The organism is Asanoa iriomotensis, from assembly GCF_016862515.1.
Classification (GTDB): domain Bacteria; phylum Actinomycetota; class Actinomycetes; order Mycobacteriales; family Micromonosporaceae; genus Asanoa; species Asanoa iriomotensis.
In genome coordinates, this window is the sequence record NZ_BONC01000034.1 from 79,041 (window position 1) to 95,019 (window position 15,979).

The following is a 15,979-nucleotide window of genomic DNA, read 5'->3' on the forward strand; positions in this document are numbered from 1 at the left end:
CTCAGCTGCCCTCCGCGTCGGTGACCACCGCGCGCATGATCTGGCCGCCGATCCGGGCCGCCTCGGCGCTGCCGCCGGGGCCGGCCTCCTGCAGGAACACGGCGACGGCGCTGACCGGCTGGCCGTCCTTGATCGCGAAGCCGATGAACCAGCCGTGGTCCTTGCGGTCCGGTGCGGACTGCGCGGTGCCGGTCTTGCCGCCGACCACGATGTTGTCGATCTGGGCGTTGCGGCCGGTGCCGTTCTCGACGACGTTGACCATCATGTCGCGCAGGTCGCCGGCCACCTGGCGGCTCACCACCGCGCCGTTGAGCTCCTTCGGCGTGGCCGTGTAGTGCGAGGTGGTGCGGTCCGGCCCGAGCAGCTTCTGCACAAGGTAAGGACGCATCTGCCGACCGTCGTTGGCGACCGCCGCGGCGATCAGCGCGCCCTGCATGGGCGTCATCCGGACGTTGTTCTGGCCGATGCCGCTCTGCGCGAGCGCCGCCGGGTCGTCGCCGCCGTCCGGGTTCTTGATGTCGCCGGTCTCGCTCGGCGCGATCGGAATGCCCTCCGCGTTGAGCCGCCCGCAGGTCAGGTCGGTGTTGCCGAAGCCGAACTTGCGCGCCTCTTCCTTGATCTTGTCAGCGCCGAGCGCGACCGCGAGCTTCGCGAAGCCCGTGTTGCACGACTCGGTCAGTGCCTCGCGGAGCGTGACCTGGGGCTCCGGGCAGATCGACGCGGCCGCGTTGCGGATGTCGGTGCCCGAGGTGGGCGGGGTGTACGACGACCCGGCCGAGATCTCGGTCTGCTGGGTGTAGCCACTCTCCAGCGCAGCCGCGGCGTCGATCACCTTGAACGTCGAGCCGGGCGGGTAGGTCTCGCTCAGCGCCCGGTTGACCAGCGGCTTGTCGGGGTTGCTGTCGAGCTTGTCGTACGCCGCCGTGGCCGCGTCGGTGTCGTGGCTCACCAGCGGGTTGGGGTCGAAGCTGGGCATCGAGACCAGCGCCTGCACCGCGCCGGTCTGTGGGTTGATCGCCACCGCCGCGCCCTTGTCGGCACCCACCCGGTTGTTGCTCAGCTCCTTGTAGGCCGTCTCCTGCGCCCGCTTGGAGAGGCTGAGCAGCACGCTGCCGCCGGGCGTCTTCTCGCCGGTCCACAGGTCGGAGATGCGGTCGGCGACCAGCGCGTCGGCGGTGCCGGCGAGGAACTCGTCCTCGGTGCGCTCGATGCCGGTGGCCGCCAGGTTGACCGGGTTGTAGCCGACGACGTGGGCGTAGGCCTCGGGGTTCGGGTACTGCCGGATGTACTTGAGCTCGCCGTCGGTCGGCTTGCTGGTCGCCAGGGCCGTGCGGCCGGCCTCGATGACGCCCCGCTCGCGCTCGTACTCGGCCACCTGCACCCGGCCGTTGTAGTCGCTGTTGCGGTATTCGTCGGCCTTGTAGGCCTGCACCCAGTTGAGGTTGGCGAAGAGCAGCGCGAAGAGCACCAGGACGACGACGCCGACCCGGCGCAGGGGTGCGTTCACGGCTTGATCACCTCCGTGGGCGCCCCGTGCAGCTGCGCGGGGGCACTCGCTGTCGCGCCGCTCGGCCGGGCCGACACCGAGGCGTCGACCGGTCGCCGGGCCGCATCGGAGACCCGTAGCAGCACCGCGATCAGCATCCAGTTGGCCATCAGCGACGAACCACCGGCGGACAGGAACGGCGTGGTCTGCCCGGTCAGCGGAATCAGCCGGCTGATCCCACCCACGATGACGAACACCTGCAAGGCCAGCGTGAACGCGAGACCGCCGGCGAGCAGCTTGCCGAACGAGTCACGCACCGCGAGCCCCGCGCGCAGGCCGCGCTGGACGATCAGCAAGTAGATGATCAGGAGCGCGGAGAGCCCGAAGAGGCCGATCTCCTCGCCGATGCCGGCGAAGATGAAGTCGTTGTGCACCTCGGGGATCTTGGTCGGCTGCCCGCCGCCCGGCCCCGCGCCGAACAGGCCGCCGCTGCCGAGCCCGAGCAGCGACTGGACCAGCTGGTAGCCGTCCACGTACGGGTCGGAGAACGGGTCGAGCCAGATCTCGGCGCGCTGGTAGAAGTTGGCGAACGGGCCGCCGACCGAGGCGCCGAGCAGGTACGCGGCGTACGCGCCGCCGAAGAACAGCAGCAGACCGATGATCAGCCAGCTGACCCGCTCCGTGGCGATGTAGAGCGTGACCACGAACATGCCGAAGTAGAGCAGCGAGGTGCCGAGGTCCTTCTCGAAGATCAGGACCAGCAGCGACACCGCCCAGACCGCGAGCACCGGGCCCAGGTCGCGGCCACGGGGGAAGTCGACGCCGAGCACCCGGCGGCTGGCCAGCGACAGGACCTCGCGCTTGCGCACCAGGTAGTAGGCGAAGAAGGCGAGCAGCGCCAGCTTGGCGAACTCACCCGGCTGGATCTGGAAGCCGCCCACCTTGATCCACAGCTTGGCGCCGTTGATCTCCGAGAACCGCCCCGGCAGCAGGGCCGGGATGAGCACCAGGACGATGCCGCCAAGACCCAGCGTGTACGCGTACCGGGAGATCGCCCGGTGGTCCTTGACCACCAGGAGCACGATCGCGGCGAACACGACCGCGATCAGCGTCCAGGCGAGCTGGCGGCCGCCCGTACCCGCGAAGATCGGGAAGTTGAGGCGCTCGGCCGCCGGCGCCTCGGCCAGGTCGAGCCGGCGCAGGAAGGCCACGCCGATGCCGTTGAGCAGGGCGACGGCGGGGATCAGGGCCGGGTCGGCGTACGGCGCGGCGTACCGGACCACCAGGTGCAGGCCGAGGAACAGCACGCTGAGCACGGCCGCCGGCACCCAGAAGTTGCCGGTGATCGTGTCGAACATGGTGAGCTGGATCGTCGCGCTGTAGGCCGCGACGAGGACCATCGCGAAACCGAGCAGCGCGAGCTCGGCGTTGCGACGGGTCTGCACGTCACGGACGCGCGGCAGCTCACCCGTCGCCGCGGGTGTGTTAACCGGACCGGCCTGCGCACTCACGATGTCAGTCGGACGGCCGGCAGTCCGCCGGGTCGATGACCGGCGGCACGGTGTCGGTTGGCGGCGCCTCGGGCACCGAGGTCGGCGTGCCGATCCCGGTCGCGGGCGCGCCCGGGGTCACCGTGGCGGTCGCGGTCGGGCCCGTCGTCGGCGGGCTCGTCGCCGTCAGGGTCGGCTCGGTGACCGGCGCCGTCGGGCTCGGCGGGCAGGCCGGCTTCAGGTTGGGGTTGGTCGGGTCGTCGGTGGTGAGCTCGGCCAGCCGGCGCTGGGCATCGGCCTCGCTGTTGGCCTGGATGCCCTGCTTGACCCGCTCCTGCGCGACGGACGTGAGCTCGTCGAGCGTGGTGGCACTGGTCGACTGGACGCTCGACAGGTCGACGCCGGCGATCTCGCCCGGCACGCCGCGGAACACGGCGAGCTGGCCGTCTTCCGTGGCGCCCACGTAGAACTGCTGCTGGGTCACCCGCCAGCCGGCCCAGAGACCGCCACCGAGGATGATCAGCAGCACGCCGAGCAGCAGCGCGGTGCGCAACGGCCGCCGGCGGCGCCGGTCGGCGTCGTCCTCGTGCGACCCGGACCGGCCGTTGGCCTCGGCCGGCAGGTTCTGGTCAGGCACCGGGGCGCGCGGCCCGGCGAGCGCCGCGGAGGCCCGGGCGGCCGGCGTGTCGGGGTTGGCCGAGGTGCTGTTGCCCCGGTCGCGGGCCGCCGCGCCGCCGACGATCGGAGCCGCCTCGACGATGTCCTGGTCGGTCGCGTCGGCGACGACCACGGTGATGTTGTCGGGGCCGCCGCCGCGCAGCGCGAGCGCGACCAGGCGCTCGACGCACTGCTGGGGGTCGGCGAAGTCACGCAACGACTCGGCGATCGTCTCGGCGCTGACCACGCCGGAGAGCCCGTCGCTGCAGATCAGGTAGCGATCGCCGCGGAGCACCTGGCGCACGGAGTATTCCGGGTCGATGTCGCGGCCGTCGAGCGCGCGGGTGAGCAGCGACCGTTGCGGGTGGCTGCTCGCCTCCTCCGCGCTGATCCGGCCCTCGTCGACCAGCATCTGTACGTAGGTGTCGTCCTTGGTGATCTGCGCGAACTCGCCGTCGCGCAGCATGTAGGCCCGCGAGTCGCCGATGTGCACCATGCCGATCTTGCTGCCCGAGAACAGGATCGCGGTGAGCGTGGTGCCCATGCCCTCGAGGTGCGGATTGGCGTCGACGGTGTCGCGGAGTTGTTGGTTGGCGGTGTCGACGGCCGTGCGCAGCGCGTCGACGAGGGCGTCACCAGGGACGTCCTCGTCAAGCGGGGCCATGGCGCCGATGACGATGTTGCTCGCGACGTCACCGGCGGCCATGCCGCCCATTCCGTCGGCAACGGCGAGCAGCCGCGGTCCGGCATAGACGGAGTCTTGATTTCCGTCCCTGATCAGACCGCGGTCACTGCGGGCCGCGTAACGCAGTGTCAGTGTCATGGCCGTAACTCGAGTGAAGTGCGGCCGATGCGGATCGGCACGCCGAGGGGGACGGGGGTCGGTCCGGTGACCTTAGCGCGATCGAGATACGTCCCGTTCGTCGAGCCCAGGTCTTCCACGAACCACTGCCCTGACCTGGGAACAAGCCGGGCGTGACGCGCCGACGCGTAATCGTCGGTGATCACCAGTGTCGAGTCCTCGGCGCGGCCGATCGTGATCTGGCCGTCACCGAGCGTGATTCGCGTGCCGGCAAGCTGTCCCGCGGTCACCACCAACTGGTGAGCCGCGCGGCCTCGCTTCACCTTGGCCGGCCGCTGTTGGCCGGTCGACGCACCCACCCCCCGTGGTGCGGCGACCAGCCTGCTGGATCGGGCCCCGGCGAAGAGGTCACGCCGGATCACACCCACCACCGTGAACACGAAGATCCACAGCAGAATGAGGAATCCGATCCGGGCGACTTCGACGACGAAATCTCCGGCCAACGGGCTAACCGTCCACGCGGAACGTCAGCGTCGTCGTGCCGAGCTGGATCATGTCACCGGGGTTGAGGGCGACGGCCGAGACGCGCTGGCCGTTGACCATCGTGCCGTTGGTCGAGCCGAGGTCGGTGAGCACGACCTGCGCGCCGTCGAAGTCGAGCCGGGCGTGGCGCCGCGAGATCCCGACGTCGGGCAGCCGCAGGTTGGCCTGGTCTCCCCGGCCGATCACGGTCGAACCCATCTGCAGCGGGTACGTGCGACCGTCGCCGGAGACCAGGCGGATGTTGCGCCCGCCGGCGCCGCCGCCGTGCATCGGCGGCTGGCCGTAGCCCTGGTCGTAGGGCTGCTGCTGCTGTTGGTAGCCGCCCCCCTGGTCGTATCCCTGCTGCACGGGCGCGACGTCGCCGCCCGTGTAGACCTCGGCCGTGACCCGGAACATGCCGGTGTCGAGGCCGTCGCCGCGCTCGATCTCGACGATCACGTCGCCGTAGACCGTCCACGCCTGCTCGCCGATGAACTCCGCCTGTGACTGGGCGAGCTCCTGGGCGAGCGCGGCCGCGTACGGCGCGAGCCGGCTGTGGTCATAGGGAGATAGGTCGATCACGTAGCGGTTGGGCACCAGAGTCCGCCCGCCGGCCAGGATAGCCTTGTGCGCCTCCGCCTCCCGCTGCATGGCGTTGAGGATCTCCACAGGGTGGACGACCCCCTTGAACACCTTGGCGAAGGCCCCTTCGACCAGGCCTTCCAAACGCTTCTCGAAGCGTTGCAGCACGCTCACCGGCTCCTCCTCGGGTTCCGAGGCCATGATGGTATCCGGCCGGGGCACCAACAGTCCGCATGGCGACCGGCCGACGGTCATTACCGGTCTCCGTGGAACGCCGTGGGAGCGCTGCCGCACGTGACGACTGGGTGCCCGACGCCCACTGACATGCCCGTCACCGGAGTGGCGGAAACGCCGTGTTAGTCTTCCCAGGCGCCGCGAGCGGCAACCGCCCACGGCCACCGGCAGGGATAGCGTAATATGTGCCGGCAGCTGTTCCCGGGGAAGTGGCGGAATGGCAGACGCGCACGGTTCAGGTCCGTGTGCCCGAAAGGGCGTGGGGGTTCAACTCCCCCCTTCCCCACCATGACGTTGGGCTCCGCGACTCGCGGAGCCCTAACGTTATGCCTGCCCCGTCGCCGAGCAGCCTGGAGTGATGCGTGTCCGTCGCGTTGGTGACCGGTTCCGGAGGCCTGATCGGCTCGGAGGCCAGCCGGCATTTCGCCGGGCTCGGCCTGGATGTCGTGGGCATCGACAACGACATGCGCCGCTACTTCTACGGCGAGGACGGCTCGACCGCCTGGAGTGTCGCGCAGCTCGGCGAGCAGCTAGGCGGCGCGTACACGCACTACGACGCCGACATCCGGGACCGCGCGGGCCTCGAACAGATCTTCAAGAAATACGGCTCGGACATCGCCGTGGTGATCCACACCGCCGGCCAGCCCTCGCACGACTGGGCCGCCAAGGAGCCGTTCACCGACTTCGACGTCAACGCGGTCGGCACCCTCAACGTGCTGGAGAACACCCGAGCGCACGCGATCGACGCGCCGTTCATCTTCTGCTCGACCAACAAGGTCTACGGCGACCGGCCCAACAGCCTGCCGCTGATCGAGCAGGAAACCCGTTATGAAATCGCTCCCGACCACCCCTACGCGCAGGGCGTGACCGAGGACATGTCGATCGACGACTGCCTCCACTCGATCTTCGGGGTGAGCAAGGTCGCGGCCGATGTGATGGTCCAGGAATACGGCCGCTACTTCGGCATGAAGACCGCCGCGTTCCGGGGTGGCACGCTGACCGGCCCGGCCCACTCGGCCGCCGAGCTGCACGGCTTCCTCGGCTACGTGATGCGCTGCGTGATGGAGGAGCGCACCTACAACCTCTACGGCTACAAGGGCAAGATGGTCCGCGACGCGATCCACTCGCACGACGTGCTGACCGCGTTCGAGGCGTTCTTCCGGGCACCCCGCTCCGGCCAGATCTACAACCTGGGCGGCGGCCGGCACTCGAACACCTCGCACATCGAGGCGTTCGCCGTGGCCAAGGAGATCTCCGGCCGTGAGCCGCGGATCAACTACGTGGAGCAGGCGCGGATCGGCGACCACCAGTGGTGGATCAGCAGCATGGCCCGGTTCCAGGAGCACTACCCGCAGTGGCAGCAGACCTACGACGTGCCGATGATCCTGCGCGAGATCTACGAGGCCAACGTCGACCGCTGGGTGCCCGGGTCGTGATCGACAAAGGCCGGCACAGCATCCTCGGCGTCCTGGTCGACGCCGTCGACTACGAGTCCGCGACCGCCCGGGTGATCGAGGCGGCGCACGAACGCCGGCCGCTGGCGCTCACCGCGCTGGCCGTGCACGGCGTGATGACCGGCGTGCAGGACCCGCCGCACAACGCGCGGCTCAACTCCTTCGACGTGGTCACCCCCGACGGGCAGCCGGTGCGCTGGGGGCTCAACCTGCTGCACCGCACCGCGCTCACCGACCGGGTCTACGGCCCGACGCTGACCCTGCGGGTGCTGGCGCGCTGCGCCGACGAGGGCCTGCCGGTCTACCTCTACGGCTCGACCGACGAGACGCTCGGCCGGCTCGTGCCGGCGCTGGAGAAGATGTTCCCGGCCCTCAAGTTCGCCGGCTGGGAGTCTTCGAAGTTCCGCACCGCCCTGCCGGGCGAGGCCGTGGAGATCGCCGACCGGATCAAGGCGTCCGGCGCCCGGGTGGTGCTGGTCGGGCTCGGCTGCCCGCGGCAGGAGATCTTCGCGTACGCCATGCGCCCGCTGCTCGACATGCCGCAACTGGCCGTCGGCGCCGCCTTCGACTACCACGCCGGGCTGCTCCGCAAGCCGCCGCCGTGGATGCAGAAGCGTGGCCTGGAGTGGCTCTGGCGGCTCGGCCTCGAGCCGCGCCGGCTCTGGCGTCGCTACGTGATCCTCAACCCGGCCTACGCGGCGCGCCTGTTCGCGCAGAAGACGGGCCTGTGGAAAGCGGCCCCGCCGCCACCGGCGACGGAGCCGCTCACGGAGTTCCCTGTCTAGAGCGTCAGGGTCCACGTGTTGATGTAGCCGGTGTCGGTGCTGTAGACGTCCCGAACCCGGAGTTGCCAGTTGCCGTTGGCCGACTCGCCCGACAGGTTGACCGTGTAGGTCGCGTTGACGTTGTCGGCGCTGTCGAAGGCGCTGCTGTTCTTGAGCCGGAAGGCGGTGCCGTCCGGCGCGACCAGGTCGATGACCAGGTCACCGCGGTACGTGTGGACGATGTTGACGGCCACGGTGGACGCCGTCGACGGCGCGCGCCCGCAGCCCGAGATGGCGATCGTGCTGGAGATGTTGGTGTTGTTGTCCGGGATCGCCACGTCGGTGCCGTTGGTGCCCGAGCAACCGCCGCCCGTGCCGCCGGTGACGGTCAACGAGTAGGTGGTCGACCGGGTGCCGGACGCGCCGGTCCCGTTGACGCTCACCGCGTAGGTCCCGGACGGGGTCGACGCCGAGGTGCTGATCGTCATCGTCGAGGAACCGCCAGACGTGACGGTCGCCGGGCTGAAGCTGGCCGTCGCACCGGACGGCAGACCGCTCGCGGCCAGTGACACCGACTGGGCCGAGCCGGACGTGGTGCTGGTGGAGACGGTGGCGGTCGCGGCCGAGCCGGCGGTGACGGAGCCGCTGGTCGGCGAGACCGACACGGCGAAGTCGTTGGCCGGCGGCGTGCCGTCGTTGACCACGAAGAGCAGCCGGTTCGGGGTCCCGGTGCCTGGGTTGGTCACGACGTTCGGCGTCGAGTTGTTGACCAGGTAGTCGCGGACCTGCTGGTTGGTCCAGCTCGGGTTGGCCGAGAGCACCAGGGCGGCCGCCCCGGCCACGTGCGGCGTCGCCATCGACGTGCCGCTGATGGTGTTGGTGGCCGTGTTGCTGCTGTACCAGGCCGACGTGATGCTGACGCCCGGGCCCAGGATGTCGACGCAGGTGCCGAAGTTCGAGAACGAGGCCGCGGCGTCGTTGCTCTGGGTGGCGCCGACCGTGATCGCGTTGGGCACCCGGGCCGGCGAGTAGTTGCAGGCGTTCTGCCGCTGGCCGAGGGCGTTGCCGTTGCCCGCCGCGATGGCGAACGTGACGCCGGAGTTGATGGCGTTGTTCACCGCGTTGTCGATCGAGGTGTTGGCACCGCCGCCGAGGCTCATGTTGGCGACGGCCGGCTTGATCGCGTTGGCGGTCACCCAGTCGATGCCGCCGATCACCTGTGCGTTCGTGCCGCTGCCCTGGCAGTTGAGCACCCGGACGGCGACCAGTTGCACGCCCTTGGCCACGCCGTACGCGTTGCCGCCGACCGTGCCGGCCACGTGCGTGCCGTGCCCGTTGCAGTCGTCGGCCGCACCGCCGTCGACCGCGTCGAAGCCGCTCGTCGCCCGCCCGCCGAAGTCCTGGTGGGTGGTCCGGATGCCGGTGTCGACGATGTACGCGTGCACGTTCGGGGCCGTGTTCGGGTACGTGTAGGACTGGTTGAGCGGCAGGTTGCGCTGGTCGATGCGGTCCAACCCCCAGGACGGCGGGTTGGTCTGCGTGCCGAGCGCGTGGACGGTGTGGTTCTGCTCGACGTAGGCGACGTTCGGGTTCGCGGCGACCTTGGCCGCCTGTGCCGCGCTGGCGCGCAGTTCGAAGCCGCGCAGCGCGCTGCGGTAGGTCCGCATCACCTTGCCGCCGTGCCGGCCGGCCAGCGCCGTCGCGCTGCCGTCGACCGACGTGCGGGCGACCGCGCTGTCCTTGAACACGACGATGTAGCTGTCTGCGACGGCGGTCTCGCCGCCGGCGCTCAGGACGGTCCCGGACGGTTCGGCGGCCGCCGCGGGTGCGGCGAAGGCGAACGCGGTCAGCGTGGCGACACCGACCAGGACGGACTTACGCGGGAGTTTCATCTCCCTCCTCCCCTCCGATCGGTGGACCGGCCGTCCCCGTTCGTGACGGGATATCGGCGTTCACCGATCTTTGGGTGAGGCTATGCCGCGCGGGCAGATGTGAATAGATGTCGAATTTTCAATACCACTGGCGTGTCCCCCTACGGGTGACACCTGCGGGTGGGACCCGGGAGGCGCCCGGATGTGTTCCGTTGCCTTGTGGACGATCCTCTATGGCATGGGGACCGATCTGGCACTGACCGCCGCCATCGCCGCCGCCGCGCTCGCCGCGGCCGGGCTCGCCGACCTGCTGCCGCGCGCCACCAGCGCCGCAGCGCTGCGCCGCCGCGCGGCACGCCTGCAGCTCCTGGTCGTGGGGTTGCTCGCGGTGCTGGCCGCGATCGGCCTCGCCGGTCTGGCCGGCTACGCCGACCTCGTGCCGGCCGTCCTGCCGCTGTGGGTGCCGGCGTTCGCCGTCGCCGCCGTCTCGCTGCGCCGGCTCGCCCGGGTGCGGCGCGGGGCCGCCGCGTTCGCGACGGCGCCGCACACTCCCGCGCCGCCCGGCCTGCGCGCCGCGGCCGCGCATCCGTTGCTCGCCCTGCCGATCCAGGTCACCGCGCTGGCGGGCGTGGCCGCGGTGCTCGCCGCCGCGGGTCTGGTCGCGTTGAGCGTGCCCGCCGTGCTCGGTGTGGTGCTGACTGCGGCCGGCCTGGTGGCCACCGGCATCGGCGTGCGCGACGCGCTGCGGCACAGCCGCCTCGCCGAAGGTGCCGTGGCCCGGCCTGAACGCCTAGCGCGGCCGGTTGGCGTCCTGTAGGTAGAGCAGCTCAAGGATGGAGCGGGCCGCTTCGAACCAGCGGTCGAGCCAGCCGGCGGTCGGGATGCTCCCCTTCGGCGGCAGTTCCAGCAGCAGGCCGCGCAGCAGCGGGTGGTCCGCGATCAGCGCCTCCGCGTCGCCGCTGGCCCACTGTGGCTGGTAGACGGGCGCCAGGGACGGCAGCGCCGGCCGCTCGGCGTCGTTGCCGGAGTTGAGGTCCGGCGGGAGGCCCTGGCGGACGACCCGCTCCGGCTCGCGCTCCGCCGGCCCCTCGATGGTCAGGGACGCCTCGCGGCGGGTCTTGCGGTACGGCCCGGTGAAGCGCTCCTGCGTCGCCGAACCGTTTCCGAGGTTGTCGGGCATGGTCATTGGTGTGTCGCCTGCCTGCTCGTTCGGACTAACCCGCTCGGCGGGTTGACCTGGCATTTGCCGTGTCTTCTGGTACAACGACGCTGCGGTGTCCCCTGTAACGAACCAGGCGCCCTCCGGAAGTCCGGAGAGCGCCTGGCGCAGGTCGATCGGGGCTTTGACGGGGCTTTGATCGGGGCTTTTGGTGCGGGGCCTTACAGGTCGAACTCGCCGTCCTTGGCACCGCCGACGAAGGCGTCCCACTCGTCGATGGTGAACAGCAACGCCGGTCCGGTCGGGTTCTTCGAGTCCCGCACGGCAACGGCACCGGGCACGAAGGCGACCTCGACGCAGTTGTCGCAGTTGGGCCCGCTACGCGTGCTCTTCTGCCAGACCGCGCCGGTCAGGTCGACATCAAACCCCTTGGTCTCGCCTTCCACAGTGGCTCCTTAGCTAGCTTTGCGATGTAGGCGACCGACTCCTCGGGGCGGAGCGCGGCCGCACGGATGTGGTCGAAGATGAAGACGTACTTCCGCAACTCGTCGCTCTTCTCGATGAAGAGGCCCCCGGTGGCGTTCTCCGCGTAGACCACTTCCGGGTCACTCGGTTCGGGGAACTCCAGAATGGCGAAAGTGCCGTCCATGCCGGCGTGAGCACCTGCCTCGAACGGCAGGATCTGCAAGGTCACATTTGGGAACTCTGCCGCCTTCACAAGCCTTTCGAGTTGGGCCCGCATAACGGCGTCACCGCCTACAGGCCGGCTCACCACAGCTTCATCCAGGACGAACCACAGGTCGATCGGGTCGTCCTCGTTCAATAACGACTGACGCGCGCGACGGACACTCACCCGACGGTCTACATCTTCGGCGGTGAAGTCGGGTCGAGCGGCGCGGATCATCGCCTTGGCATAGTCCTCTGTCTGCAGGAGTCCGGGCACCGCTTGTTGTTCGTACGCGCGGATGGAATGGGCCGCGGCCTCGAGGCCGACATAGGCGCCGGCGAGCACCGCGCCATACGGATGCCACCAGCCTTTCTGCCTTGCCTCGCGGGAGATCTGGACGAGCTCTTCGCACTCCGGCCCGGTGATGCCGTAGATGGCGAGCATGTCCCGGACGTCGCGCGGCGTCGCCGACGTGTGACCGGTCTCGATCCGCGAGATCTTCGAAGCCGAGCATTCCAGCCGCTCAGCGACCCCGTCGATGGTGACGCCCGCCGCCTCGCGGCGGCGACGTAGTTCGGCGCCTAGCCGCCGGCGGCGGATGGTCGGGCTCCGGCGTTCGGTCACCGGGGTCACCTCCGGACAGGTGCGGATAGGTTTAGCGTCCGCACCCGCCGCGAGAACCGACCAATTCGGACGAACGCGGCGAGTTACGCGATTGCGACGGTCGCTGGGTGATGCGACCTCAGTCTGACGCGCTTAACGGTCGGACATCAAGGACCATTGCGGCCGCAAGAGGCCACGAAAGCACTACCAATGTGCAACTTGCATTGATCATGTTGTTGGTGCACTCTGTCCGTAGGCCGCGGGTTACTCAGCGTTTCCGAAAGATCAGTTCCCGCCGGTGGTCCTTTTCTGAGTCCTCCCGATCATTCGGCTTCGGAACAGGAGTAGATGTGCTTCCCCGCTCCGGTGACGTGCTGCACGTAACGCGCGCGGCGAGCGTCCAGTTCATCGACCCGCTTCTCTTCCGCGTGATCCGCGTGCACGACTGGCCGACCTACGACGGCTGGGTCTGGCTCGACGGCTACGAGCTCAACGCGGCTGGCGACGCGGTCGAGCGACGCTCGATCTTCGTCCAGCTCAACGGCCTTCGACAGCTGCGCTCCCCCAATGACCTACGTGCCGCACCGCGCCGCGTGGGTGCGCCGGTGCCGGCCCGGGTGGGCTGACGCTTTCGCGTTCCCGGCGTGTCCGGGGCCGCGCGGCTCTAGACTCGACATACCCACCGAACAGTTCTTCCCGGGCGTGACCAGGACCCCTATTCCTGGGGGTCACACATGGTCAAGCCACCGGCGAGACCGCTGATCCGCTGTGCCCAGGTGCATCTCGCGGCCGCCGCGTTCCTCATCGGCGGCGTCGTGTTGCCCGGCGTCGCCCTACCGGGCATCGCGTTGGCCGCCCGCACCGCGGCCGCACCGGCCGAGTTGCCGGTCGTGCCCGGCTCGACGCCGCGCATCGCCGGCCTGCCCGATGTGGAGAGTCTGCTGCCGCCGGCGACCTCGCTCCTGCCGTCGCCGGCCTGGCGCTACCTGGACCCCTTGCGACCGATCGCGGTGCCCGGGCTCCCCGCGCCCGGGCTGGTCGTCGAGCCCGTCGACCCCGGCGGGTGGTTCGACCACGAGGATCCGGACGAGCCGGCGCCGGACGATCCCCGACCCGACGACCCGGTTGTCGAGGAGCCCGCACCGGACCAGCCGGTGCCGGGCGGTGCCGCGCCGCCTGTCCCGCCGGTCGCCCCGGCCGCCCCTGTGCTGCCGACCGTCGCACCCGCACCCCCGCCCGGTGTCGCGCCGCAGCAGCAGCCGCGCCCGGCCTCGCCGTCGTCGTCCACGCGCCACCGCCGGACGCCGACGCCGTCGCCCGCCGACACCCGCGGCCTGGACGAGCTCTTCCCGGACCGGCCGTCGACGGATCCCACCGCCGGCGCCGGTGGACCGGGCGGCGGGCCCGTCGACGCGGAGCCGGCGTCGTACGCCCGCCCGCTGATCTATTCGGGAATCGCCGGCCTGCTCGTCTCCGCGATCGGCATCGCGGTGGTCCTCAACCGCCGGCGCGGCTGGTGACCGTTACGGACCCGGCGGCACGCTCGGCGAGGTCGGCGGCGACGGGGTCTCCGATGGCGTGGCCGGTGGAGTCGTCGGTGCCGGGCCCGACGAGACGTCGAGGGTGACCGACGAGCCGGCTGCGACCTGGGCGCCGGGCGCCGGGTCGGAGCCGACCACCATGCCCGCGGGCCGGTCGGAGCTGACGTAGTTGAGCTGGGCCGACAGGCCCACGCCGGAGAGCCGCGCCGTCGCCTGCTCGACCGTCAGCCCTTCCAGGATCGGCACGACCACTGCCGCCGGCGTCGTCGCCGTGGGTGTGGGCGCGGCGGTCGTCGGCGCCGCGGTAGTCGGCGCGGGCGTGGTCGCGGCCGGCGTGGTCGGGCTCGGCTCGGGAGTCGGGCTGTTGTCACCGCGCAGGATCAGCCAGAGCCCGAACGCCAGCACGCCGAGCAGGACGAGCGCGATGAAGCCGATCAGGATCGGCATCCACCAACGGGACCCGCCGTCGGGCGGGCCCGGTTCATAGCCGTCCGGCGGACCGTCGTCCGGCGGCTCGCCCGGGCCGCCGGGCCGAGGCACGCCGGCGCGACCCGCCCAGGCCGGATCCGCCGGCGGCGTCGCGTCGCGCGGTCCCGTCCGCTGGATCCGGGTGGTGCGGTCGTCGGCGGGCGGCACCCCGTTGGTCCGGTCGGCCGGCGAGATCTGGGTGGTGCGGTCGTCGGGCGTGGGCTCGATCCGGGCCGTGCGATCGGGATCGTCCGGCAGCGGCTGGGTCTCCGCGGCCGCGTCACCGCCGTTTTCGTCCTTGCCGTCCTGGTCGCGGATCGGGTCGAACGGCGCCGTCCGGTCGAGCGGCTGATCGGGGTCGTCCGAGCCGGCACCACGCCGCGCGGGCGGGTCCTCGGGCTGGTCGGCCATCCTCGATCCCTTCGCCGCCGGGTCCTGTCCGGCACCGACCCTAACCTGCCCGGTCGAAACGCGGCTATGGCGCTTTCCCGGGCTCTCGGAGCACCGGGCGTCAGGCAAGACTCGCCCGGCATGCGGCCGGACGCTACGCTGCCCCGCATGGCCGTACGAGGCTGGGGAGGATCGATCGCCGCGGCGATCGGCGTTGCCGCCTGCGCCGGCGCCGCGCAGCTCGGCCTCGGCTACGGCCTTGGCATCATCACCTGGCTGCCGGCGTCCGACCGCGCGGGCGAGGCGGCCTGGGCGGCGAGCCTGGCCTGGGCCGCGTGGATCGCGGCGACCTCGACCGTCGCGGGCGCTATCGGCGCGCACCGGCTCACCGAGGTGGCGGCGGATCCCGACGGCGCACCACCGGCCGCCGCGTTCCTCAGCCGCCTGTCGCTCGTCGTGGCCGCGGCCGTCGGCGCGCTGGTCACCGTCGCGCTGGTGGCCGTGCCGGCGCGGGCCGCGGTGCGGGCCGACACGTTCTCGCCGCAGACCATCGCCGCCGGCTACGCGGTCATCGGTGTGCTGCTCGGCATCGTCTTCGCGGTCTGGGCGCTGTCGTCCCGCGCGGCCGCCCGCAACGTGATCGCGACGGTCGTCTGGCTGTGGCTGCTCGCGGTGGTGTCGGTGACACAGGGGGTGATCTCGGGCGGCGACCAGTCGCCGGCGCAACTCGGCGTCTGGCAGATCACCGGCGCCGGCGAGGCCCTCTGGTTCCGCGACTATCTCTACTGGCCGGGCGCCGCGCTGGCGCTCGGTGCCGCGTTCGTGATCGGCGCCCTGGTCGCCCGGGGGCCGGCCCGCGACCCGCACCACCGCGTCGGCGCCGCGGTGTCCGGCATCGCCGGCCCGCTCGTGGTGGCGGCCGCCTACTTCCTGGCGGCGCCGCGCCTGGCCGGCATCCGGCCGGAACAGATGTCGGCACACCTGCTCGCGCCGTACGCGGTGCTGGCCGGGCTCGCCGGCTCGGTGCTGGTCACCACGCTCGCCCAGCGGACCGACCGGGAGCAGGTCACGGTGCCGGCCCAGCGCGACCACACGGCCGACGACGAGCCGGACCGCGAGCCCAGCTACGCGACCGAGTTCGCCGGCCGTCCGGGCTCCAACGACCACGACACCGCCATCGCCACTCCACTGTGGCCAGAGGGCACCGCACCCGGCGAAACCCCGCCGCCGGCGGAGCCCGCGAAGCCCGCGCGCAAGCGCCGCTCGAGTCGCCGCGGCGAGGAAAACTA

General features: G+C 71.1%; 16 protein-coding genes and 1 tRNA gene. 7 read left to right on the plus strand and 10 right to left on the minus strand.

Translation table 11 applies throughout. The annotated features are described in order from the left end of the window. Nucleotide 1 precedes the first annotated feature (1 nt). The 5 genes from Air01nite_RS23440 to Air01nite_RS23460 are packed head-to-tail and all read right to left on the minus strand — an operon-like array spanning nucleotide 2 to nucleotide 5,740. On the minus strand, nucleotides 2-1,507 hold the full coding sequence (locus Air01nite_RS23440; protein ID WP_203705216.1) for a peptidoglycan D,D-transpeptidase FtsI family protein: 1,506 nt from the start codon (nucleotides 1,505-1,507) through the stop codon (nucleotides 2-4). Further along, nucleotides 1,504-2,997 (minus strand): FtsW/RodA/SpoVE family cell cycle protein, encoded by a 1,494-nt coding sequence (locus tag Air01nite_RS23445; RefSeq protein WP_373310448.1) that lies wholly within the window; start codon nucleotides 2,995-2,997, stop codon nucleotides 1,504-1,506. The genes Air01nite_RS23440 and Air01nite_RS23445 overlap by 4 nt, the downstream gene beginning before the upstream one ends. A gap of 4 nt (nucleotides 2,998-3,001) precedes the next feature. Further along, the gene (locus Air01nite_RS23450; protein ID WP_203705218.1) at nucleotides 3,002-4,456 is read right to left on the minus strand and encodes a PP2C family protein-serine/threonine phosphatase; all 1,455 of its coding nucleotides are present in this window, start codon (nucleotides 4,454-4,456) and stop codon (nucleotides 3,002-3,004) included. Beyond that, nucleotides 4,453-4,938, minus strand: coding sequence for an FHA domain-containing protein FhaB/FipA (locus Air01nite_RS23455; protein ID WP_203705220.1), 486 nt, complete (start codon nucleotides 4,936-4,938; stop codon nucleotides 4,453-4,455). The genes Air01nite_RS23450 and Air01nite_RS23455 overlap by 4 nt, the downstream gene beginning before the upstream one ends. 4 nt (nucleotides 4,939-4,942) lie before the next feature. After that, nucleotides 4,943-5,740 carry an FHA domain-containing protein gene (locus tag Air01nite_RS23460; protein ID WP_203705221.1) on the minus strand — a complete coding sequence of 266 codons (798 nt, stop codon included), beginning with the start codon at nucleotides 5,738-5,740 and terminating at the stop codon, nucleotides 4,943-4,945. 236 nt (nucleotides 5,741-5,976) lie between these two features. Between Air01nite_RS23460 and Air01nite_RS23465 the strand changes: the two genes are divergently transcribed. From Air01nite_RS23465 to Air01nite_RS23475, 3 genes are all read left to right on the plus strand, one after another. Beyond that, nucleotides 5,977-6,062: transfer RNA gene (locus Air01nite_RS23465), tRNA-Leu, on the plus strand. Between the two features lie 73 nt (nucleotides 6,063-6,135). Further along, nucleotides 6,136-7,209 carry an NAD-dependent epimerase/dehydratase family protein gene (locus Air01nite_RS23470; RefSeq protein ID WP_203705222.1) on the plus strand — a complete coding sequence of 358 codons (1,074 nt, stop codon included), beginning with the start codon at nucleotides 6,136-6,138 and terminating at the stop codon, nucleotides 7,207-7,209. Then, the gene (locus tag Air01nite_RS23475; RefSeq protein ID WP_239090905.1) at nucleotides 7,206-8,012 is read left to right on the plus strand and encodes a WecB/TagA/CpsF family glycosyltransferase; all 807 of its coding nucleotides are present in this window, start codon (nucleotides 7,206-7,208) and stop codon (nucleotides 8,010-8,012) included. The genes Air01nite_RS23470 and Air01nite_RS23475 overlap by 4 nt, the downstream gene beginning before the upstream one ends. On the opposite strand, the gene Air01nite_RS23480 is transcribed toward Air01nite_RS23475, so the two are convergent. Beyond that, nucleotides 8,009-9,883, minus strand: a complete 1,875-nt coding sequence (locus tag Air01nite_RS23480) for a S8 family peptidase (protein ID WP_203705224.1) — start codon at nucleotides 9,881-9,883, stop codon at nucleotides 8,009-8,011. The two genes, Air01nite_RS23475 and Air01nite_RS23480, sit on opposite strands and share 4 nt — an antisense overlap. 217 nt (nucleotides 9,884-10,100) lie before the next feature. Between Air01nite_RS23480 and Air01nite_RS23485 the strand changes: the two genes are divergently transcribed. After that, complete coding sequence (locus Air01nite_RS23485; RefSeq protein ID WP_203705226.1) at nucleotides 10,101-10,679, plus strand: hypothetical protein; 579 nt, start codon at nucleotides 10,101-10,103, stop codon at nucleotides 10,677-10,679. On the opposite strand, the gene Air01nite_RS23490 is transcribed toward Air01nite_RS23485, so the two are convergent. The 3 genes from Air01nite_RS23490 to Air01nite_RS23500 form a co-directional block, all read right to left on the minus strand. Further along, a complete protein-coding gene (locus Air01nite_RS23490) occupies nucleotides 10,653-11,042 on the minus strand; it encodes a hypothetical protein (protein ID WP_373310449.1) in 390 nt (129 codons plus the stop codon). The two genes, Air01nite_RS23485 and Air01nite_RS23490, sit on opposite strands and share 27 nt — an antisense overlap. A 200-nt stretch (nucleotides 11,043-11,242) precedes the next feature. Then, complete coding sequence (locus Air01nite_RS23495) at nucleotides 11,243-11,467, minus strand: DUF397 domain-containing protein (RefSeq protein ID WP_203705228.1); 225 nt, start codon at nucleotides 11,465-11,467, stop codon at nucleotides 11,243-11,245. Further along, nucleotides 11,431-12,312, minus strand: coding sequence for a helix-turn-helix domain-containing protein (locus tag Air01nite_RS23500; RefSeq protein ID WP_203705229.1), 882 nt, complete (start codon nucleotides 12,310-12,312; stop codon nucleotides 11,431-11,433). Before Air01nite_RS23500 ends, Air01nite_RS23495 begins: the two co-directional genes overlap by 37 nt. Nucleotides 12,313-12,641: 329 nt before the next feature. On the opposite strand from Air01nite_RS23500, the gene Air01nite_RS23505 reads away from it, so the two are divergent. Beyond that, nucleotides 12,642-12,917, plus strand: coding sequence for a hypothetical protein (locus tag Air01nite_RS23505; protein ID WP_203705230.1), 276 nt, complete (start codon nucleotides 12,642-12,644; stop codon nucleotides 12,915-12,917). A gap of 108 nt (nucleotides 12,918-13,025) precedes the next feature. Continuing rightward, entirely contained in the window at nucleotides 13,026-13,811 is a 786-nt protein-coding gene (locus Air01nite_RS23510) for a hypothetical protein (RefSeq protein WP_203705232.1), read from the plus strand. Nucleotides 13,812-13,814: 3 nt separating this feature from the next. Here Air01nite_RS23510 and Air01nite_RS23515 read toward each other — a convergent pair whose 3' ends face one another. Next, complete coding sequence (locus tag Air01nite_RS23515) at nucleotides 13,815-14,711, minus strand: PASTA domain-containing protein (protein ID WP_203705233.1); 897 nt, start codon at nucleotides 14,709-14,711, stop codon at nucleotides 13,815-13,817. 147 nt (nucleotides 14,712-14,858) lie between these two features. On the opposite strand from Air01nite_RS23515, the gene Air01nite_RS23520 reads away from it, so the two are divergent. Continuing rightward, the coding region (locus Air01nite_RS23520; protein ID WP_203705236.1) for a hypothetical protein at nucleotides 14,859-15,979 on the plus strand (1,121 nt) is incomplete at its 3' end.